General features: G+C 32.8%; 17 protein-coding genes. 9 read left to right on the forward strand and 8 right to left on the reverse strand.

Features of this window, described 5'->3' with window-relative positions:
- Positions 1 to 11: 11 nt before the first annotated feature.
- Positions 12 to 1,004: a hypothetical protein gene (locus N7277_RS08295; protein ID WP_274779098.1), complete on the forward strand. Its 993-nt coding sequence runs from the start codon at positions 12 to 14 to the stop codon at positions 1,002 to 1,004.
- A 37-nt stretch (positions 1,005 to 1,041) separates the two neighbouring features.
- Positions 1,042 to 2,394, forward strand: a complete 1,353-nt coding sequence (locus N7277_RS08300; protein WP_274779099.1) for a DEAD/DEAH box helicase — start codon at positions 1,042 to 1,044, stop codon at positions 2,392 to 2,394.
- A gap of 35 nt (positions 2,395 to 2,429) precedes the next feature.
- Here the strand turns inward: N7277_RS08300 and N7277_RS08305 are convergent, their stop codons facing one another.
- The 3 genes from N7277_RS08305 to N7277_RS08315 form a co-directional block, all read right to left on the reverse strand.
- Positions 2,430 to 3,089 (reverse strand): GDSL-type esterase/lipase family protein, encoded by a 660-nt coding sequence (locus tag N7277_RS08305; RefSeq protein ID WP_274779100.1) that lies wholly within the window; start codon positions 3,087 to 3,089, stop codon positions 2,430 to 2,432.
- Positions 3,090 to 3,134: 45 nt separating this feature from the next.
- Positions 3,135 to 4,505: an aminotransferase class V-fold PLP-dependent enzyme gene (locus N7277_RS08310; RefSeq protein WP_274779101.1), complete on the reverse strand. Its 1,371-nt coding sequence runs from the start codon at positions 4,503 to 4,505 to the stop codon at positions 3,135 to 3,137.
- Between the two features lie 88 nt (positions 4,506 to 4,593).
- Positions 4,594 to 5,757 (reverse strand): iron-containing alcohol dehydrogenase, encoded by a 1,164-nt coding sequence (locus N7277_RS08315; RefSeq protein WP_274779102.1) that lies wholly within the window; start codon positions 5,755 to 5,757, stop codon positions 4,594 to 4,596.
- 123 nt (positions 5,758 to 5,880) lie between these two features.
- Here N7277_RS08315 and N7277_RS08320 point away from each other — a divergent pair, with 123 nt between their 5' ends.
- Positions 5,881 to 8,427, forward strand: a complete 2,547-nt coding sequence (locus N7277_RS08320; RefSeq protein ID WP_274779103.1) for a phosphoenolpyruvate carboxylase — start codon at positions 5,881 to 5,883, stop codon at positions 8,425 to 8,427.
- A gap of 48 nt (positions 8,428 to 8,475) precedes the next feature.
- Here the strand turns inward: N7277_RS08320 and N7277_RS08325 are convergent, their stop codons facing one another.
- Complete coding sequence (locus tag N7277_RS08325) at positions 8,476 to 10,071, reverse strand: S8/S53 family peptidase (protein WP_274779104.1); 1,596 nt, start codon at positions 10,069 to 10,071, stop codon at positions 8,476 to 8,478.
- 104 nt (positions 10,072 to 10,175) lie between these two features.
- On the opposite strand from N7277_RS08325, the gene N7277_RS08330 reads away from it, so the two are divergent.
- From N7277_RS08330 to N7277_RS08340, 3 genes are read left to right on the forward strand one after another with little or no spacing between them, the layout of a single operon-like run.
- The gene (locus N7277_RS08330; RefSeq protein WP_274779105.1) at positions 10,176 to 11,300 is read left to right on the forward strand and encodes a DegT/DnrJ/EryC1/StrS family aminotransferase; all 1,125 of its coding nucleotides are present in this window, start codon (positions 10,176 to 10,178) and stop codon (positions 11,298 to 11,300) included.
- A gap of 36 nt (positions 11,301 to 11,336) precedes the next feature.
- Positions 11,337 to 12,356, forward strand: coding sequence for a UDP-glucose 4-epimerase GalE (gene galE / locus N7277_RS08335; RefSeq protein ID WP_274779106.1), 1,020 nt, complete (start codon positions 11,337 to 11,339; stop codon positions 12,354 to 12,356).
- A gap of 6 nt (positions 12,357 to 12,362) precedes the next feature.
- Positions 12,363 to 12,800 (forward strand): adenylyltransferase/cytidyltransferase family protein, encoded by a 438-nt coding sequence (locus N7277_RS08340; protein WP_274779107.1) that lies wholly within the window; start codon positions 12,363 to 12,365, stop codon positions 12,798 to 12,800.
- A gap of 35 nt (positions 12,801 to 12,835) precedes the next feature.
- Here the strand turns inward: N7277_RS08340 and N7277_RS08345 are convergent, their stop codons facing one another.
- The 4 genes from N7277_RS08345 to pnuC all read right to left on the reverse strand — a co-directional run bounded on the left by N7277_RS08345 (position 12,836) and on the right by pnuC (position 18,085).
- The gene (locus N7277_RS08345; RefSeq protein ID WP_446715105.1) at positions 12,836 to 15,361 is read right to left on the reverse strand and encodes a TonB-dependent receptor domain-containing protein; all 2,526 of its coding nucleotides are present in this window, start codon (positions 15,359 to 15,361) and stop codon (positions 12,836 to 12,838) included.
- A gap of 138 nt (positions 15,362 to 15,499) precedes the next feature.
- Positions 15,500 to 16,537, reverse strand: a complete 1,038-nt coding sequence (gene mltG, locus N7277_RS08350) for an endolytic transglycosylase MltG (RefSeq protein ID WP_274779109.1) — start codon at positions 16,535 to 16,537, stop codon at positions 15,500 to 15,502.
- Between the two features lie 39 nt (positions 16,538 to 16,576).
- A complete protein-coding gene (dapF, locus tag N7277_RS08355) occupies positions 16,577 to 17,362 on the reverse strand; it encodes a diaminopimelate epimerase (RefSeq protein ID WP_274779110.1) in 786 nt (261 codons plus the stop codon).
- A 60-nt stretch (positions 17,363 to 17,422) separates the two neighbouring features.
- Positions 17,423 to 18,085, reverse strand: a complete 663-nt coding sequence (pnuC, locus tag N7277_RS08360) for a nicotinamide riboside transporter PnuC (RefSeq protein ID WP_274779111.1) — start codon at positions 18,083 to 18,085, stop codon at positions 17,423 to 17,425.
- A gap of 209 nt (positions 18,086 to 18,294) precedes the next feature.
- Between pnuC and N7277_RS08365 the strand changes: the two genes are divergently transcribed.
- The 3 genes from N7277_RS08365 (at position 18,295) to hemN (ending at position 22,344) form a co-directional block, all read left to right on the forward strand.
- The gene (locus N7277_RS08365) at positions 18,295 to 19,836 is read left to right on the forward strand and encodes an APC family permease (RefSeq protein WP_274779112.1); all 1,542 of its coding nucleotides are present in this window, start codon (positions 18,295 to 18,297) and stop codon (positions 19,834 to 19,836) included.
- Positions 19,837 to 19,888: 52 nt separating this feature from the next.
- Positions 19,889 to 20,908 carry a WD40/YVTN/BNR-like repeat-containing protein gene (locus N7277_RS08370; RefSeq protein WP_274779113.1) on the forward strand — a complete coding sequence of 340 codons (1,020 nt, stop codon included), beginning with the start codon at positions 19,889 to 19,891 and terminating at the stop codon, positions 20,906 to 20,908.
- A 77-nt stretch (positions 20,909 to 20,985) separates the two neighbouring features.
- The gene (gene hemN, locus N7277_RS08375; RefSeq protein WP_274779114.1) at positions 20,986 to 22,344 is read left to right on the forward strand and encodes an oxygen-independent coproporphyrinogen III oxidase; all 1,359 of its coding nucleotides are present in this window, start codon (positions 20,986 to 20,988) and stop codon (positions 22,342 to 22,344) included.
- The last annotated feature ends 47 nt before the right edge of the window (positions 22,345 to 22,391 follow it).

Consider the following 22,391-nt stretch of genomic DNA (forward strand, 5'->3'; position numbering starts at 1 on the left):
AAAATTTTTAAATGAAAAAACTGATAATCTTATTAACCATTCTAAGCAATTCTGTACTTTGGGCGCAATCGCAAGAAAATAATACTGTAAATTTTACTTTTGAAAATACAGCCATTACTATTCCTCAATCTAGTTATTACAATACGATACAGATTTTAGATATTAGAAAGCAAAAAGAAGATGTAGGTTTTGTGAAATATGGAGGTCAAAGTTCCAAGAAGAAACTTTTACTGTCTAAAACCATAGAAAATATTTTTATAGATTATTTTAATCAATTGTTACCGCAAAATTCTGCATCTAAGAATCTTACTTTTCTTTTGAGAGATTTCTATATTTCTGAGACGCCAAATCGAGCTAATTTTTTATTAAAAGGAGCATTTTTTAGTCAAGAAAATGATATTTACTATTTAGTCTCTAAAGTGGAAAAGAAAATATCATTTAATAGCACTGATAAACTCATATCACTTCAAAAACACGTTAATAATCTGATTTCTACTGAAATCAAAACCGCTATGGAATCTAATACATTTCTAATGGAAAGAGCATTTACATTAAATGATATGATTTCCTATGATGATATAATGAAAAGTGAAATTCCACTGTATAGTAATAATAAATATCCAGACGGTATTTACAAAAGTTTTGAGTCTCTTAAGCATCTGAAACCAGATTTTACTATTCAGGAAATTGCATTGTCGCCTTCAGGAATTAAAAAAATTAAATATAAGGACAATTCTGGAGAAATAGTCAATGCAAAACCTATTACTTATGCTATTATTAAAGACAATAATATTTATATCAAAGGACTTAATTTTTATGGAGTAATCAAAGAAAAAAATAACTTTTACTTCGTAGGAGAAGTTATTCAAGGTCCTTCTTTTGGTGATGTACTTCTAGGAACTGCAATTGGAGGAGTAGGAGGCGGAATCGCCATGTCACAATCTACTACACTTACCTATAAATACAGAATAGATTACGAAACTGGCGAGTTTGTAAGAGATTAAAATTTTAGCTCTATTTTAAAAATTGTATTTTTGCCAAATGAAAGTATCATTTGCAGATTTTGATTTGCCAAAACAACTCAACAGTGCTCTAGAAAAATTAGGAATTTCTGAGCCAACACCTATTCAGCTGAAATCTTTTTCGCCAATTATGTCTGGAAAAGACGTAATGGGAATTGCACAAACCGGAACCGGTAAAACATTAGCTTATCTTCTTCCAGTTCTTAAAACTTGGAAATACAATAAAAACGGAAGTCCAACGGTACTTATTCTTGTTCCTACACGTGAATTGGTGGTGCAAGTTGCCGAAGTTGTAGAAAAACTGACAGAAGATATGTCAACAAGAGTTTTAGGCGTTTATGGAGGTGTAAATATCAATACTCAGAAACTTTTGGTTTACGAAGGTGTAGATATTTTGGTGGGAACTCCTGGAAGAGTAATGGATTTGATGAAAGATGCTGTTTTGAACTTGAAAGATTTGAAAAAACTGATTATAGATGAGTTTGATGAGATGCTTTCATTGGGTTTCAGAAGACAGTTAGAAGATATTTTCACGATGATGAGTGAGCGCAGACAAAACATTCTTTTCTCTGCAACCATGACAGATGATGTAGATGCCATGCTAGACGAATATTTCAAAAATCCACAAGAAATTTCTTTAGCAAGAAGCGGAACTCCACTCGAAAAAATAGCTCAATCTGCTATTCCTGTAAAGAATTTTAATACCAAATTAAATCTATTGGTTCACCTTTTAAGAACGCAAGATGAATTTGAAAAAATTCTAATTTTTGCTAATAATAAGAGACACGCCGATTTAATTTTTAATAAAATAGACGAAGAATTTCCTGGAGAATTTGGGGTTATTCACTCGAATAAATCTCAAAATTTCAGATTGAGAACGATGAAATCTTTCTCAGACAATGAATTGAGAGGAATTATCACCACTGATGTAATGGCGAGAGGTCTTGATATACCAGATGTTTCTCACGTTTTTAACTTTGAAATTCCAGAAATTCAGGAGCAATATATTCACAGAATTGGTAGAACGGGTAGAGCAGATAAAGACGGAATTGCGATTTCTTTTTATACGCCAAAAGAAGAAGAACGTTTCATAGAACTAGAAATGTTTATGAACAAGGAAGTGAAAAGAATAGAGTTTCCAGAAGAAGTGAAAGTTTCTGAGGTGAAAATTGCATCAGAAAAAGAAGTTGTAGTGATGAAAAATCCAGTTCAGTATAAGAAAATTGAACCGGGATCTGCTTTCCACGAGAAAAAAGACAAAAATAAGAAAGTGAATCTTGGTGGACCCAGCAAAAGAAAACCACCCAAAACCAAACCGGGAAACAGAGCTCAAGCTAAAGCAAAATCTATAGCGAAGAGAAAGAAGAAATAATAAAAAAAACCGCTCCGAATTTCGGAGCGTTTTTTTTATCTTAAATAAGGATACATCACTTTGGTCCAGATTCTATAGCCTTCAGGTTTCATGTGCAGCATGTCTTCTAAGTAAATGTCTTTTCTTACGTTGCCCTTTTCATCATTCATAGCTTTAGTAACGTCTATAAATCCTGCATTTTTCTTAGTATTCATGAAGTTTTTAATTTTTTTATTCACTTGCTTCATGGTTGGCCAATATTGTTCTCTACTTGGCGAATATTTGATGGAAACATAAACGATATTTGCTTCAGGATAATGAGCTCTTACCGTTTTATAAAATTGTTTAAATCTTTTAAATACGTCATTTGCAGAAGGTTTTTCATCATGTGCAATGTCATTTTCGCCGCAATAGATAACCACCTGTTTCGGTTGATAAGGATTCAGTAAATCTTCGGAATAGTAATTTAGATTAAGCAATCTAGAACCTCCAAAAGCTCTATTGATGATGGTTTTATCAGGAAAATAATCTGCTACGTCTTTCCACATGGTAAAAGATGAACTTCCTAAGAAAAGTATAGCGTCTTTTGGTGGTGTTTTTTCTGAATCTAATTTTTTAAAATGTTGAATGTCGTCATAAAAATCTGCTTTTTGAGCAAATAGACTACCAAAAATAAATACAAAAAAGAGGAATGAAATTTTAAGAAAATTCTTCATGATAAAAATATTAGGATAAACTTTTCAAATTTAGGGAAACCTAAATTACTTATTGAGCAATTCTCTCATGAAATTCATCAGTTTATCAATATCATTTTTAGTAGTGGCAATTCCTACAGAAATTCTGGTTGCGCCACGCATTTTTCCTAAAAATTTAATCATGTCTTTGTAATCTCCTTGTTCGTGAGAAGAGTAGTAGGTTGCTAATTCACTGTCTGTTAGGCAGTTGTTGACTTCATCAATGCCTGGATTACAGAAACAGCCTGAACGAAGTGAAATGTTATGCTGATTCGCCATTTCTTCTATTTGCTCGAATTCATAACGAACGCCTTCTTGGTTGTAAAACCCTAAAATAATGGTTCCTCCAAGATTTTGATGGTCTTTTGGCCCGAAAATCTGAATCAGTTTTCTACCATTATCGTGTTGTAAACTTTCTAAATTTTCGAATAAATATTTTCTGAGAGAAGCTACACGTTCATTAATGCGTTGTATTCCTATATTTTCAATGTAATCTAAACCAATTTTTACCGCAGGAATGTCTAAATAATTGAGCGTTCCATCTTCGAATCTCTCATGGTTATTAATCAAGAAATGATGAATAGCATTCACCGAAACCAAACTTACGGTTCCACCTGCAAACCACGGTTTTTGTAGTTTTTTAAACTTTTTTTTATTCACCAGAAGGCAACCAATTCCTGTAGGATAGCCAAAAATTTTATAAAAAGAAACACAAACAAAATCTGGTTTCACTTCCTTTAAATCCAATTGATTCGTTGGTACAAATGCTGCTGCATCTAGTAAAACATCCCAACCTAAATCTTGTGCTTTTTTAATCCAAGACAAATCGTGTTTCACTCCAGAAACATTTGACTGAGCAGGAAATGCGAAGAGTTTATTTTCAAAATTTTCAGATTCTTGAAGTTTTTCCATCACGAATTTTTCATCCATTCTTAAATCCTGATAATAAATAGGAGCGTAAGTTACTTTTCCACCTTTTGATAGACAAAACTGACGAATTCCATTTACTGAATTATGGTTGTCTGCAAGAAGTAAGAAATGTGATTTTTCGTTGAATGGATAAGATTCTCCTACAATTTTCAATGCATTAGAAGCGTTTTGTGTAAAAATGCAGTAGTAATCTTCCGCATTGAAGTAGTCAATTACCTTTTGTCTCGCTTCTTCTACCAATTTTGTAGACAATTGAGATGTAGGATTGGTAGAATGCGGATTGCCGAGAATATTATTGATAAGCAAATCTTGATGTTCCAAAATCTGTGATTTAGCATAGAGATTTCCTCCTGTAAAATCTAGATAAACTTGTTTGTGTGTATCTAAACGTTTGTATTCTACATTTCTCAGAATTTCGAAGAAATCATTGTGTGCTAAAACGGTCTTATTCTCTGCTAATGCATTCATTTTTACTTTTTTTCAAAAATAAAAAAAAAATCACAGAATTCTCTGTGATTTTGTGAAAGTTATTTTGAGCATATAATGAACGAGTTCATTAGTACGCCATTTCTACTATTTTTTTAGCATCTTCAGGTTTTACAATACCTTTTTCACCAATTGCTAACCAGTTTCTAGCTATGAAAGCTTCTTGAATTTTTTCTGCTGTTCCTTGGTAGTTTTCGGTATACTCTGATAATTTGGTTTTTATACCTAAACTTTGGAAGAAAGCTTCCATTTTTTCTATTCCTTTCAGCGCTTTTTCTTCAGTAGTGCCTTCTGTTACATTCCAAACTCTTTCTGCATATTGTGCTAATTTTTCTTTTTTAGCATCAAAATTATAACGGTAATGAGAAGATGCAATAATGGCTAAAGTTCTGGCGTGGTCTATACCAAATTGAGCGGTTAATTCATGACCAATCCCGTGAATTGCCCAGTCAGAAATGACTCCTTTTTGAATCAATCCGTTTAAAGCCATGGTACAACTCCACATAAAATTAGCCGCTGAATCATAATCGAATTCTTCTTCCATCATTTTTGGAGCAATTTCTTGTAAAGTTTGTAAAATGCTTTCAGCAAAACGGTCTTGTAAAGTAGCAGAAGTTTTCACGGTCATATATTGCTCTAAAACGTGAGTGTAAGCATCTGTAATACCGTTTGCAATTTGTTTTTTAGGGATTGAACGAATCACTTCTGGGTCTAAAATTGAAAATTGAGGGAATAAGCCAGGACCTCCCATTCCTAATTTCTGACCTATTTCTCTTCTGGAAACTACTGCGCCAGAATTCATTTCAGAACCTGTTGCAGGAAGCGTAAGTACAGAAGCAAATGGTAAACCTTTTCCTTCTTCGGTTCTAATTCCTTTTTGTAGAATTTCCCATGGTTCTCCTTCGTAATTAGCTGCAGCAGAAAGGAATTTTACCCCGTCAATTACAGAACCACCACCTACTGCTAACATGTAAGTGATATTTTTTTCTTTGATGATTTTTAAGGCTTCTAATAAAACTTCGTATTCTGGGTTTGCAGGAATTCCTCCGAATTCTTCCCAGTTGTAACCTTCTAATGCTGCTTTTACTTGATCGTAAACACCATTGGTTTTAATGCTTCCGCCTCCGTAAAGCACTAATATTTTTTCTGTTTTCGGAATTTCTCTAGAAATTTTAGCGATTTCGCCTTTACCGAAAATAATTTTTGTAGGATTTTTAAATTCAAAATTTAACATATCAATAAATTTTTTTCCAAAATTACGAAATAAGATTCCGAAAGTGATGAAAATTAATAAAAATTTAAGATTGAAAATTTCAATAATATGCTATAAATAAAGAGTTTTTAATACCTTTGTTTCATGATTAATGAAGCCCGTTTAGAAAAATTTCGTCAGGTTGTAGAAAATAAATTTCAGATTTATAACAGCCTGTTTATGAGTCTTCCGTATGATAAAATGACCAACATCGGAATGCTTTTACCATTTCTTTATGAAGAAAGTAGAGATGGTTATGAAGAAGGAAAATCTCCAGAAGAAATTGTTGAAGAATTCTTCAGGAAACATACAGAAGTTACTACAGAAGAACAGAAGCAGGAACTGCTTTTTAAGATTATTCAATACATCGAAAGACAAGTAGTACTTTTTGACAGTATAGAAGATGCAGCTTTTCAACAGTTGCACTCAGAAAGTGATGCGGGAACAGTAATGCAGTTGCATGAAAGAGCTTTGCAAGAGCATAAATTAGGAAAAGTTAGAGAAAAGTTAAAAGATTTTGCCGTAAAAGTTGTTTTTACAGCGCACCCTACACAGTTTTATCCGAATGCTGTACAAAGAATTTTGCATGATTTACGTTCTGCTATTTTAAAAGATGATATCAATGAAATAGATCTTTTACTTCAGCAGTTAGGGAAAACTCCTTTTGTAAATAAAGAGAGACCAACTCCGCTAGATGAAGCATTAAGCATTATTTTTTACTTGAGATATGTGTATTATGACACAATTGGCGAATTGTATAAAAAACTGAAACAATCTTTCGGAAGTGAACATTTTGATATTCATCAAGACGTTTTTCAATTAGGTTTTTGGCCAGGAGGAGACAGAGATGGTAATCCTTTTGTGACGGCAGATGTTACGCTAAAAGTTGCCAATGAACTCAGAAATTCTATTCTCAAAAATTATTACAATCATTTAAAAGATTTAAGGAGAAGATTAAGTTTCAGAGGGGTTTCAGAAGTTTTAGAAAAACTAAGCAATGAATTGTACAATAATATTTTCAAAAATGAAAATTCTATTTCAAGTGAAACGATTTTAAAATATTTATCAGAAGCTGAAAATATTCTGAAAACTCAGCATAATGGACTTTTTACCAATATATTGGTAGATTACAGAGACCGAGTTAAGATTTTTGGAACTCACTTTGCAACTTTGGATATTCGTCAAGATAGCAGAATTCACCAAAAAGTGATAGATGAATTGGTGGCAAAATATTCTAAGCAAAATGTGGCAGAGCTTACCAATTCTGAAAAAGTAAATATCTTGATTTCTGAACATATTCTGGCTAATCCGAATGATTTCGAAGATGAAATCATTAGAGAAACGCTGAAAAGTGTCATCAATGTTAAAGAAATTCAGACCAATAATGGCGAAAGAGGGATGCACCGTTACATAATTTCTAATTCTGATACGGTAGAAGATGTGATGAATGTTTTCGCTTTGTTCAAAGTTTGTGGTTATGAAGATGAAGACATCAACATAGATATTGTTCCGCTTTTTGAAACCATGGAAGGACTTGCCAATGCAGAAAAAGTGATGCAGGATTTATATAATGATGCAGTTTATCAAAAACATTTGGCGAAGAGAAAAAACGAGCAGACAATTATGCTTGGCTTTTCTGATGGAACCAAAGATGGTGGTTATTTAAAAGCCAATTGGGAAATTTATGCCACAAAAGAGAGACTTTCTAAAGTTTCTGAAGAGAATGATGTAAAAGTGATTTTCTTTGACGGTAGAGGAGGCCCTCCAGCTCGTGGTGGTGGTAAAACGCACCAGTTCTATGCAAGTCAAGGCAAAACAATTGCCAATAACAAGATAGAATTAACCATTCAAGGTCAAACCATTACTTCGGTGTTTGGAAATAAAGATCAAGCAAAATATAATTTTGAGCAACTTTTGACTGCTGGAATCGAGAATGAAGTTTTTAAAAACCATAAAAAAGATTTAACCGAAAAAGAAAGAACTTTAATCGAAGAATTGGCAGAATTGAGTTATGTAAAATATGTTGATTTAAAAGAAAATCCACTATTTGTGCCTTACTTGCAAGAAATAAGTACGCTTCAATATTATGGTAAAACCAACATAGGAAGCAGACCTAGTAAACGTGGCGCAGGAAATGAATTGAAATTCGAGGATTTAAGAGCCATCCCGTTTGTGGGAAGTTGGAGCCAACTGAAGCAAAATGTACCAGGATTTTTTGGTTTTGGAACTGCAATTAAAAAATTAAAAGACGAAAGTAGAATAGAAGAAGTAAAAGATTTATTTAGAAATTCTGATTTCTTTAAAACATTGGTGCTTAATTCTATGATGGCGATGAATAAATCTTATTTTCCGCTTACGTATTACATGAAAAATCATCCTAAATTCGGGGCGTTTTGGCAAGTTTTGTTTAGTGAGTATGAATTGTCTAAAGAGATGATGTTCGAAATTACAGGTTTTCATAGTTTAATGGAAGAAGAACCTGTAGGAAGAAAATCCGTAAAAATTAGAGAAAAAATAGTTCTTCCGTTGTTAAGCATTCAGCAGTATGCGCTCATGAAATTACAGAAAAACGAAGATGATAGAGAAGTACTCGAAAAATTGGTTACTCGATCACTTTTTGGTAATATTAATGCGAGTAGAAATTCAGCATAAAGAATCAAATAAAAAGTAAGCCTTCAGAAAATCCTGAAGGCTTTTTTATTATTCTTTTATAAATTTTTCTACGGTTTCAGAAGTATTGGTTTTAATCTTCAAGAAATAAAGTCCTTTTTCTAATTTCTCTATATTGATTTTATTAAGTTTACTTTTAAATAAAAACTGACCTAAACCATTATAAACAGATATGTCTTCAATTTTTTCAGTAGAAGAAATGTTGATTTCTTGTTTTGCAGGAATAGGATATATGGATATTTTATTTTTGGGAGTAGATTCATTTGTTTTTAGGAAAGACGAAAGAACTTGTCCAAAATTTAAAATCCCATATCCCAACTGGTCAGTGTAGCTAGGAGCTAGTGAGGCAGTATATCTTAGGCTGTTTTTCAATAGTTCTCTATCGGTGGAACTTGGTACCGCTTGTAATAGGCATGCAAAACCGCCAGCTGAAAGTGGAGTAGCGTAAGACGTTCCATTTCCTGATGAAAAACCATTGTTAAATGCATAATAAGTGCCTGTTGCTCTGGCTGATGCGTCTGGTTTAACCTTTCCTGCAGAGTTTGGCCCAAGAGAAGTAAAAACTGATGGGTTTCCAGTACTATCTACGCCTCCTATAGTAAAGACTTTTTCATTATCTGCGGGGGTAACGATGTATCTCCAAGTTTTGTCTCCTTCATTGCCTGCAGCTACTACTACAATTATACCTTTTTCTGCGGCAATTTGTGCTGCTCTTGCAATAAATGATGTAGTACCATTCATTTGAGAATAAGAGTAGTTATATCTAGCATCATCAAAGAAGTTTCCATACCCTAAAGAGGTAGAAATAATGTCTACTCCTTTTCTATCTGCTTCTTCAGCGGCTTCTATCCAATACAGTTCCTCTTCAGGAATTTCTTTATCTCCTACTTCTGTAGCGTAGAGATAAAAATTTGCATCAGGAGCAGAACCTACAAAACTTCCATCTATATACCCACCGATAATTCCTAGGCAATTGCTTCCATGATAGTTGAGAGATGTATTATAAACATCATTATTTTTTGAAATAAAATTATAAACATCTTTTATTTGCCCATTATTCCTCATTCTTGCAAATGCAGAACCTGTATTTACCGTAGGAAAACCTGTATCTATTACTGCAATGGAAACTCCTGCGCCTGTAAAACCTTGTACATGAAGTGTTCTCAGGTTTATTTGTTCTATTTGAGCTAAAGAATTTCCGTAATTAAAGTTAATTTTTGCAGATAAATTTTTTTGAAATTTTTCTTTTTTAGAAATTTTACCAGATGGGTTGCTTTTTACAAAACTTTCTACTTTTAACACATAAGGTTCAGCTTGTAATTGTGTAATTTGAGCTGCGGTAGCGTTTACAGCTACACCATTTAGCCATTTTGATTGATCGGTAACGGTAAAACCTAAATTTTTAATATTCTGAATATACGTATTCTCTATAGGTGCATCTTGAGCGGTAATAGAAATCCCTAGATTGCTTCTTCTGTCAATTGCTTTTTGAGATAATTCAGAAAGAGGATTGGCTAAAAAAACTGTTGCATTTGGTTTATCTTTGAAATAAACAAATACTAATTCAGTTTGAGAGAAAGTAAAACTAAAAAAGAATAAAAAATACAAATAAATAAATTTTTTCATCGTTTTAAATTTTCTACGAATTTATAATATTTTGATAATATGTATTTTAAAAAATTCACTTATTTTTCCTTACAAATTCCGTATTTTTGCTAAAATTTTTAGAAATGAAAAAAATCCAAATGGTTGACTTACAAAGTCAGTATCAAAAAATAAAAAATGAAGTTGATGAAAAAGTGCTAAACGTGATGCAAAGTGCACAATTCATCAATGGTCCAGAAGTTCAGAATTTTCAAAAAGAATTAGAACACTATCTTGGTGTAAAACACGTAATACCTTGTGCTAATGGTACAGATGCTTTACAAATAGCTCTGATGGCGCTAGATTTACAACCTGGTGATGAGGTAATCACAGCAGATTTTACTTTTGCAGCAACTGTAGAAGTTGTTCATCTTTTAAAATTAAAATCAGTTTTAGTAGATGTAGATTATGATACTTTCAATATTGATATTGAAAAATTAAAAGCTGCGATTACCCCAAAAACGAAAGCGATTATTCCTGTACATTTATTTGGACAGTGTGCCAATATGGAAGCAGTTTTAGAGGTAGCAAAAGAACACAGTTTATTCGTAGTAGAAGACAATTGTCAAGGAATTGGTGCAGATTACACGTTTTCTGATGGTACAGTAAAAAAATCTGGAACTATGGGAACTATTGGAACCACAAGTTTCTTCCCATCTAAAAATTTAGGTTGTTACGGAGATGGTGGTGCTATTTTTACCAATGATGATGAGTTGGCTTATAAAATGCGTGGAATTGTAAACCACGGAATGTACAAGCGTTATTATCACGATGAAGTAGGCGTAAATTCTAGATTAGACAGTGTTCAAGCTGCAGTTTTAAGAGTGAAACTTCCACTTTTAGATTCTTATAATGCTGCAAGAAGAAGTGCTGCAGATTATTATGACAAAGCTTTTGCGAATCATCCAAATATTTTAACACCTAAAAGAGCTGAAAACTCTACACACGTTTTCCATCAATATACACTTAGGATTTTAAACGGAAAAAGAAACGAATTACAAGCGTTTTTAGCAGAAAAAGAAATTCCAGCGATGATTTATTACCCAGTGGCTTTGAGAAAACAAAAAGCATATTACCAAGAGTCTAATGATGCAGATTTTGTTAACACAGATAAATTATTAGATCAAGTGATTTCTTTGCCAATGCATACAGAATTAGATGAAGATCAATTGAAATTAATCACAGATTCTGTTTTAGAGTTTATGAAATAAATCTAATTAGAATTCTGAAAGCATAACAAAATAATCATGACAATACTCGTAACAGGCGGATTAGGATATATTGGCTCTCATACTGTGGTAGAACTGCTCCAAAATAATTTTGAAGTAGTCATCATCGATGATTTATCCAATACCGAAAAATTTATCCTTAAAAATATTGAAGAAATCACGGGCAAAAAGCCCATTTTCTATCCTTTTGATTTAAAAAGAAAGGAATTATTGAAACAAGTTTTTGATGCTCATCAAATCGAAGGTTGTATTCATTTTGCAGCGTATAAAGCAGTGGGGGAATCTCAAGTAAAACCAATTGATTATTATGAAAATAATCTGTTTTCGCTCCTAAATCTTTTGCAAGAAATGAAAGAAAGAAATATTTCTAATTTCATTTTTAGCTCTAGTTGTACGGTTTACGGACAAGCGGATAAAATGCCAATCGATGAAAGCACACCACTGAAATTGCCAGAATCTTCATACGGGAAAACCAAACAAATGGGCGAAGAAATTCTAAAAGATTTTGCAACCGCTCATCACAAAAGAGTGACTTTGTTGAGGTATTTCAATCCAATTGGGGCGCATCCTTCTGCAAAACTAGGTGAACTGCCTATCGGAATTCCGAATAATTTGGTTCCTTATGTGATGCAAACCGCAGCTGGAGTTCGTGAGAAACTTTCTGTTTGGGGAGATGATTATCCTACAGAAGATGGAACAGCGATTAGAGATTATATTTATGTAGTAGATTTGGCAAAAGCGCATTTAAAAGCTCTACAAAAGTTAATTTCTGAAAATTCTAACACAGTTATAGATATTTACAATTTAGGAACAGGAAAAGGAAGTTCTGTTTTAGAAGTAGTTCATGCTTTTGAAAAAGCCAATGATGTAGCGGTTCCTTACCAAATTTGTGAAAGAAGAGCTGGAGATATTACCATCGCTTATGCGAATGCTGATAAAGCCGAAAAAGAACTCGGTTGGAAATCTGAAACTTCATTGGAAGAAGCACTCAGAACGGTTTGGCAATGGCAGAAATATTTAGAAACCAGAGAAAAATAAAATACTATGAAAACTCAAAAAATAGGAATTACTTTTTCATCTTTTGATTTGCTTCATGCAGGTCATATCAAGATGCTAGAAGAAGCAAAAACGGTTTGTGATTATTTGATTGTTGGGCTACAATTAGACCCAGCTTATGATAGACCTACTAAAAATAAACCTACTCAAACGGTTGTAGAACGCTATATTCAGCTAAAAGCTGTGAATGCAGTAGATGAAATCGTTCCATATTATACAGAGCAGGATTTAGAGGATATTTTAAGGTCTTTTGTGATTGATGTGAGAATTATTGGTGACGAATATAAAGACAAAGATTTCACAGGAAAGCAATATTGCGAAGAAAAAGGAATTGAAATTTTTTATAATAAGAGAGACCACCGATTTTCTTCCACCGATTTAAGAAAAAGAATCTTCGAAGCTGAAAAAGCGAAGTTAGATAAATAAAAAAATCCGAGAAATTTTCTCGGATTTTGTTTTTATTACATTGGTGGCATTTGGTCATCGCCGCCATTGTCATTATTGTTAATGTCTTTTTTACGTTTTTGACTTTCTACTTTTTCTCCTTGTTTAAATCTGTAGCTTAATGATACGGTAAATGTTCTTGGCATCATTTGCATATAAGAAGAGTTGGTATACGTCTCTGTGGTAAATGCAGTTTCTCTTGCTCTGGTATTGAAAATATCCTGTACATTGAAACTTAGTGTACCGTTTCCTTTCCAGATGGTTCTATTGGCACCTAAACTTACAGCATACATTGCTTTTTGTTCGTTACTTGCAGTTTTTTGTCCACCTCTAAAGAAAGATTGAATTTGGAAACTTGTATTTTTATCTGGTCTGAAAGTATTGGTAAGTCTCACTCTAGAAGAGAAACCATCTCCTGTATAATCTATTCCTTGATATTTACCATCAGTTTTATAACCGAATAAATCTAAATTACCCATTACTTTCCACCATTTGGTAATGTCTACACTTGCATTAAGGTCTAGACCATAGGTTTGTTCTGTTCCTAAGTTTATAGGTTTAGTCGTAATAACGGTGTTATTGTTTGCATCAAGAGTTCTTTCTTGATACATTTTAATATCATCTACAGTATTTCTATAGTATAATGTTGGAGTAATACTGAATTTATTTTTTTGTAAGCTGTACCCGAATTCATAAGAATGTACTAATGATGGATTCAAATCTGGATTTCCTTCGAATAAGTTTCTGTTATTGTTCAAGGACATAAACGGAATAAGGAAGAAAGATCTTGGTCTTCTAATTCTCTCGGTATAGTTTAATAAGAATTGATTGTTTTTAGAAATATCATAACTTAAGAAAACTGTAGGAAATACATTAGTATAATCTTTTGGTACTTGCTTATTCAATCCATCTGCTCTGTCAAAACTTAAATCAATATTGGTGTTTTCTACTCTTAAACCTAATTGATAAGAAAGTTTATCATTTATTTTACTCTTAAACTGAGTATATGCAGCAGAAATTTTTTCATCATAACTGGTAACACTAGTGTACATAGGTAAAATTGCTGCTGTTCCGCCATTTATACTTCTAGTAACTTCGTAGTCGTAATCATTTTTATTGGCATCAAATCTAGCGCCAGCCTCTAACTTAGATTTCTCACCAATAGGTAATTCATAATCTGTTTTTAAGAGAATTGTTCTGTTTTTAGAATTCTGAACACTTATATCATTGCTCGTAGCATTGTTAGAAGTGGTTTCTTTGATATCTGAACTGCTATCATTATTTGAAGTCTGGAAGCTTGCTGAAAATGAAATCAATTGACCTTTGTCGTCTATTTTATGGTCAAGACCTGCATCTGCCTGAAAAGATAAGTTTTCACCCTTTCCATCACTATTACGATTGGTTTGTTGTAATACACTCGTGTTACCGTTATAAATATTCTCATCATAATCAGTATTAGATTCATTATTACTGTTAGAACCTCTAAGCATGATAGAAGAACTAATCGTAGTTTTCGGAGTGATGTCGTAAGATAAACCAGTATTTACGTTGTAAGATTTGTTATAATTATTGGTTTCACTTTCTTGGTGTGAGTTAAGGAGTGTTCCTGCAACAGGTGATACAACATTGGTGTTTAAAGCGTAGTCATTTCTCGAAGTAAATTTTCCTTCATTATAGCTGCCGCCACCATTTAGATAGTATGTTAAATTTCCTTTTCTCCAGCTTAAGTTGGTATTTAATCGAGTAGTTGGTAAATAACCAAGAGTTCCTTCTACGCTACCATTAAAACCAGTTTTCTTGGTCTTTTTAAGGATGATATTTAAAATTCCAGCAGTTCCAGCAGATTCAAATTTAGATGAAGGATTGGTAATCACTTCTATTTTTTCTATTTGGTCAGCAGGAATAGATTGAAGAGCATTTGCATTATCATCAATCCCTAGCATAGAAGAAGGTTTACCATTAATTAAGAATCTTACATTAGAGTTTCCTCTCATCGAAACAGTTCCGTCTGTTTCTACTGAAACTGAAGGTACATTTTGTAAAACATCTTGAAGATTTCCGCCTTTTGTGGTAATATCTGCACTTACATCATACGTTCTTTTGTCTAATTCTACTTTGTAAGGTTTTGCAGTAGAGGTAAGAGTTACACCTTCTATATCTTTGGTTTTAGCGTTGGTAACTTGTTGCTCAGATTCTATTTTGATATTTCCTAAATTAGGATTTTTACCTATGCTTTTGGTCACCACTAATTTTTTGAAATCTACTGCATCAATGGTGATTTCGTAGTTTCCAGGAATGAGATTGATGGTAAAGCTTCCTTTGTCATCCGTTAATGTAGCATCACTAAAGAGTGCAGCATTTTCTTTTACAGTTTTATTACTGAATGATATAGAAGCATAGGGAACAGGATTATTTTGCGCATCTACAATTTTACCTGAAATTTGTTGTTTTTCTTGAGCAAAAGCAATTGCTGCAACAGAAAGAACGAGGGTTAGACCTAATGTTTTTTTGGTAATTAAATTTAGAATTTCTGTTTGAATCATCTTCATTAATTTTTGTGTTGTGAAGCAAATTTTCGCTCCAGATTATTTTTTTAATGTTTAATAAATAAAAAGATTTCTGTGGATTAGACGCAGAAATCTTAATTATGTTAAAACTAAAAAAGTTAAAGTTTTGTTAATTTATTGAGTAATGTTTTTAGAATTTAGCCAATCTTGATAAGCTTTTGCATTAGCAGCATGTTCTACATCATTGTCTGTAAATTTATGATAACCCATTCTTTTTGGGTCGGCACACATATAAATATAATTGTTATTTTCTGCGTTTAGAACAGCGTCCACAGAGTTTTTGTCAACCACGCAAATTGGTCCCGGTGGAATTCCTTTTACTGCATAAGTATTGTAAGGAGAAGGGAAGGAAAGATGCTTGTAAAGTACTCTTTTTATATCTTGAGTAAAATTGTTTTCTTTATTAATAGCGTAAATCACGGTAGGGTCAGATTGTAGTTTCATGCCTTTTCTTACACGATTAAGGTATAATCCTGCGATGGTTTTTTGCTCGTCTGTTTTACCGCCAGATTCTTTATAAACAATAGAAGCAAGGGCATAAATTTCTTCTCTAGAAAGGTTGAGTTTTCTCTCTTTGGCAAGTCTTTCTTCGTTCCAAAATTCTTGATATTGTTTTTCGAATTTATTAAAAAAATCTGCAGGTTTTACCGTCCAAAAGAATTGATAAGTATCTGCAAAGAAGTATTTTTTTAAGTCTTCGGCATTGTTAAGACCTTTTTCTGTAGCTATTTTATTGAATTCTTTTACAAAAGTTAAAGAATCTGCTTCCGTTTTTCTAGAAACTCTTCCTATCATTTGATAAACATCATTGAAATCTCCAATTCTAAAACTACTTTCTGTTTGGTTTCCAGCCTTAATCATGTTTACCAAGTCTGTGTTATCTGTTCCTGATTCAATTTTATAACGACCAGGCTTAATTTTTTGGTCAAGATTTTTCTTGAGCGCTACTTCTTTGAAGCTTTCTTTATTTTTAAGATAAGGAGAAATAGAATCAAGCACTTGTTCGAAATTTGCACCCGTTGGAACGAGAATATAGCCTTCTTTTGCTACGTTTCCGAGTTTATATTTTTTCAAAAAATTAAATGCAAAGTATCCGCCAACCAGAAAAGCGATTAGCACAATAACAGCGATGATAGAACATCCTTTTTTCATATAATTTTTAATTATTTTGAGATTTGAAGTTGATGAGAATTAAAGATTGATTTTTCCTTTGAAAACTTGTTTTGCAGGACCTTCTAGCCAAACGTTTTTAAAACCGTTTTCAGTTTCTTCTGCGTATACTTTTAGAATGCCACCCAGAACTTTCACTTCTACTTTATCTACATGATTTTGAAGCATGTAAACCAATGAACAAGCAGTTACACCAGTTCCACAACTGTAGGTTTCGTCTTCTACACCACGTTCATAAGTTCTTACGAAGATTTTATTTTCATCAGTTTTTTCTACAAAATTTACATTGATGCCTTCTTGAGCGTATCTTTCAGAATTTCTGATGGAATAACCATTTTTGTAAACATCGAAATTTTCTAGATTTTCTACATATTTCACAAAATGAGGAGAACCAGTATTGAGTTCAAAATCTTCATCAATGTTTTTAATGTTTTCTACATCTATCATTTTCAATTTAACCGTTCCGAAATTCATTTCAGCTTCATGTATTCCATCGATAGCGATAAAAGTACATTTATCTTCGAAAATGTCTAAAAAATGTGCAAATGCTACAATGCATCTTCCACCATTTCCACACATGGTAGATTCATTTCCGTCTGAATTGTAATACACCATTTTGAAATCTGTTTTGAAATCTCCTTCAGGTGCATTTTCTAATAATATGAGGCCATCACCGCCAATTCCGAAACGTCTGTCGCAGAGATTTTTGATGATTTCTGTATCTTTTGGGAAACTCAAGTCACGATTGTCTATCATCACAAAATCGTTTCCTGTTCCTTGATATTTATAAAAATCTAGTGTTGTCATTAATTTTTAAAGTTGAAATAATGAATAAGTTTGCAAATATATCTTAGATTATTAGAATTTTTACATTTTTTTGATTGATTTTTTCCATTCTAAATATCCTAGATAAGCCATTACCGTAAAAACCAAATATTGTACCGAAGTAATTCCTAATCCTTTGTAGAGCATCATTGGGATGCAAATAAAATCGCCAATCATCCAAAAAATCCAGTTTTCTATTTTTCTCTTTGCCATAAACCACATTCCTACTAAAAATATAGAAGTGGTGAATACATCTAACCAATTTGCCCAATCGAGATGATGCAGTCCTAAATTTACATTTTCGGTAGAAAAATGATTGTCAATTGCGGGTTTGTAATAATAAACAAGGGTAACCAATCCTAAACTGAAGACAAACAAAACTAACGCGAAAAGCCATTGTTTAAAATTTGCCCACGAAACTTCTATGTGGATATTATCTTCTGAACTTGCTGACCAAAGAATCCAGCCATAAATGCTCATAATCGTATAATACACATTAATCATAGCATCTCCTAAAAGTCCAAAATTAAAAAGTATATACACATAAAGTGCCGTAGAAACAATGCCTGTAGGATAAACCCATATATTTTTTTTGATAGAAAAATAGACACTCAGCAACCCGAAAATAGCTGCAGTCGCTTCTAGAAAAATCTGGAAATTGTTATATGCTTCGTAGGGTTTGAGAAAAAGTTCGTAAAGATTCATCGTTTCAAAGATAAATATTTCATGATGAAAAATAGGAAGGTTATATAGAATTTAAAAATTCGCAAAAAAATAAATAAAAAAATGATAATCTTTCAATACTATTATTTACGGAAATCTACCATCTCTGTTAAAAAATTGAATAAAAGTTCTTAATACTTCTAAAAAATTTATATTTTCGTGAATTCTAAAATGTAAAAAATTGATTTAATATGTCGAATATTTGGATTAAAAAGCCGATGGAAGCTTATGAGGCAGACATCAAAAAGAGTCAGCTGAAAAGAGTTCTCGGGAAATGGAGTTTAACAGCCATAGGAATTGGAGCCATTATTGGTGGTGGTATTTTTGTGTTGACAGGAACTGGTGCTTATTATAATGCAGGTCCAGCTCTTGCACTTTCTTTCGTAATTGCTGGAATTGCTTGTGTATTTGCAGCACTGTGTTACGCAGAATTTGCATCAATTCTACCCGTAGAAGGATCTGCTTATGCGTATGCTTATGGAACAGTAGGAGAGATTTTTGCATGGATTATTGGATGGGGATTGATATTAGAATATGCAATGGGTTCTATGACTGTAGCGGTTTCTTGGTCAGGGTATTTTGGAAAATTACTCAAAATGTTTGGCTTGCATCTTCCAGCTTGGTTAACTACCGATCCTCAAACATATTTAGCAGCAGGAAACTCAGGTTTTTCTATGAATTTACCTGCGTTTTTCATTGTTCTAGTAGTTATTTCTATCTTATTGAGAGGAACCAAAGGTGCTGCAAAAGCTAATAATTTTATTGTAATGCTGAAAGTAGCTGCCATTATTTTCGTAATTGTAGCAGGAGCATTTTTTATTGATCCAGTTAACTGGACGCCTTTCATTCCAGAACCAACTGTAATTACTGAAAACGGAGTTTCGCACAGTGCTTATGGTTATGCCGGAATTATTGCGGGTGCTTCTGCAATTTTCTTTGCTTACGTAGGTTTTGATGCGGTTTCTACACAAGCTGGTGAAGCTATTAATCCTAAAAAAGATGTACCATTTGCAATTATTGCTTCTTTATTAATCTGTACTTTATTGTACATTTTAGTTTCATTGGTTTTAACGGGAATGATGCATTATACAGATTTCAATCCACTAGGTAAATATCCAGATGCGATTAAAGCTCCAGTAGCTTATGCGTTTGATATTGCTGGTCAAGCTTGGGCAGGATACATTATTACAATAGCTGCTACAGTAGGTCTTATTTCTGTATTGATGGTAATGATTATGGGGCAGTCTAGAATTTTCTTAGGAATGTCTAAAGACGGTTTAATTCCTAAAACTTTCTCTAAAGTAAATGCAGAAACAGGTGTTCCAAGTAAAAATTTAATGATTTTAGGTGGTATTATATCAGTGGTTGCTTCTTTTACACCTATTAATGATTTAGCACATATGACAAGTTTCGGAACGTTATTCGCATTTACAATGGTTTGTGTTGCGGTTTGGGTATTGAGAGTAAAACAACCTAATCTTCAAAGAAATTTTAGAGTTCCAGCACTTCCATTAATTGCTACTTTAGGAATTTTAATTAATATCTATTTAATTATTAATTTAAGTATAGAAGCGCAAACTTATTCAGCTGTTTGGTTACTATTAGGTTTTGTGATTTACTTCTTATACAGTAGAAAAAATTCTAAACTTCAAAATGGTGGTTTCGGTGAAACTTTCAAAGCAGAACAAGAGCCTTTAGAAGAAATAGAAATAGATATCGATAATAAAGATTAAAAATTAAATCCCACTGTATAGTGGGATTTTTTATTTTTGTAAAAAAGTAGAAATGAAAAAATTAATATTCACCTTTTGTTTATTGGTTCATGTCTTTGTAGTGGCTCAAAGTTTATCATTTACGGCTTTGGCAGATCATTACAACATGAGTGTAAGAGCAATTCAAATATGGCAAAACAAAGTGTATTATGCCGCCACAGATTCTAAATTTGGATACATTCATTTAAAAGAGCCGACAATTAGAAAGCAAATGAAATTGTCAGATGCGAATCTTCAATTCAGAACTCTTGCACAGACTAAAGATTTATTTTATACTGTAAATATCGAAAGTCCTGCTACTTTTTATAAAATATCCAAAAACACTTTTACAGCAGAAGAAGTCTATACAGATACCATTAAAACTGCATTTTATGATGCTTTTATGTTTGATGAAAAAGGAAGAGGATTAGCAATTAGTGACCCAAGAAAAGAAGGAAGACCTCATTTTAGAATTATTTCCAGTAAAAATTTTAAAAACGAAGGCGGTATTATGCCGAAATATCAAGAGGGAGAAGCACATTTTGCAGCGAGCAATACCAATATTGAAATGAAAGGAAATACCGTTTGGATAGCAACAGGAGGAACCGTTTCCAGAATTTTTAAATTCAATTGGGATAAACCTTATTTTTGGAATGTTTATAATACACCTTTTGTCAACGGGAAATCTTCTACAGGAATTTATTCTATAGATTTCTATGACGAAAAATTCGGGATTGCGGTAGGCGGTGATTATACCCAGCAATCAGATAATGTCAATAACATTGCAACGACTTCAGACGGTGGCGAAACATGGCAAATTCAAGCTTCTGGAAAAAATGGAGGCTATAAAACTTGTGTGAAAATTCGTCCGAAATCTAAAGGCAAAGACATCATTGCGGTGGGAGACCAGAATATAGAATTTTCTAGCGATTATGGAAAAACTTGGAAAACCATTTCTCAAGAAAAAAATCTTTACGTTTGCGAATGGATAGATGAAAATAGCCTCGTTTTTGCCGGGAAAAATAGAATTTTAAAAGCGGAATTTAAAGATTAAAAATTTCTATCAAAATTCCTACAAACAGTGGCAAATAAAATCCCTATTTTTGCAGTCTTAAATTTAAAATTACAGAAATGAATTCTTTAATCGATAAATATAATATTCCGGGACCTAGATATACTTCTTATCCTACCGTTCCTTACTGGGACAATGATGGTTTTAATTCTGAGCAATGGCAAAAAACTGTTATTCAGTCTTTCAACGAGAGTAATGCTCAAGAAGGAATTTCTATTTATATTCACCTTCCTTTTTGTGAGCAATTGTGTACTTTTTGTGCTTGTCATAAACGTATTACCAAGCAGCATTCTGTAGAAACACCTTATTTAGAAAGTGTTTTAAAAGAATGGAATCTTTATCTTAATCTTTTTGAAGAAAAACCAAAACTTAAAGAATTGCATTTGGGCGGTGGAACTCCTACTTTTTTTTCACCAGAGAATTTGAGAATTTTATTAGAAGGAATTTTTAGCACCGTAGAAATTGCCGAAAATCCTGAATTTTCTTTTGAAGGTCACCCGAATAATACTACAAAAGTACATTTGCAAACTTTGTATGATTTAGGTTTCAGAAGATGTAGTTTCGGAGTGCAAGATTATGATGCAAAAGTTCAGAAAGCCATCAATAGAATTCAGCCTTTCGAAAATGTGAAAAACGTTACAGAATGGGCTAGAGAAATTGGTTATAAAAGTGTTTCTCACGATTTGGTTTTTGGATTGCCGCACCAGACTTGGGATGCAATGGAGTTTACCATCAGAAAGACTTTGGAATTAAAACCAGATAGACTAGCGTTTTATTCTTATGCTCACGTTCCGTGGATTAAAGGTGTTGGTCAACGTGGTTTTGACGAAAATGATTTGCCAAGTGGCGAAGAAAAACGAAAACTCTACGAAAATGGCAAAAAATTGTTAGAAGAATTGGGTTATATAGAGGTAGGAATGGACCATTTTTCACTCGAAAAAGATGATTTATACCAATCTTTAATTCATAAAAAATTACACCGAAATTTCATGGGGTATACTTCAAGTAATACTCAATTGATGGTAGGTTTAGGAATGTCTGCGATTTCGGATTCTTGGTATGCTTTTGCTCAAAACGAAAAATCAGTAGAAGAATATCAAAAAAGAGTAGAAGAGGGAATTATTCCTGTGGTGAAAGGTCATATTTTAAACGAAGAAGATTTAAAATTAAGAAGACATATTCTCAATTTAATGTGTCAGTTAGAAACCACTTTTACATCCGAAAATTCTTTTGATGAATTACCTGAAGCATTGAAAAAATTAGAAGAAATGCAAGAAGATGGATTGGTGGAAATTTCAGGAAATACCGTGAAAATTACTGAAAAAGGAAGAGTTTTTACCAGAAATGTTGCCATGGCTTTTGACTTAAGAATGATGAGAAAAATGCCAGAAACCAGATTGTTTTCGATGACGGTTTAATCTGTGAAATCCATTAAAATATATTGAAAAGACGCAAATCATTGCGT

Source organism: Cloacibacterium sp. TD35, from assembly GCF_028864635.1.
Classification (GTDB): Bacteria; Bacteroidota; Bacteroidia; order Flavobacteriales; family Weeksellaceae; genus Cloacibacterium.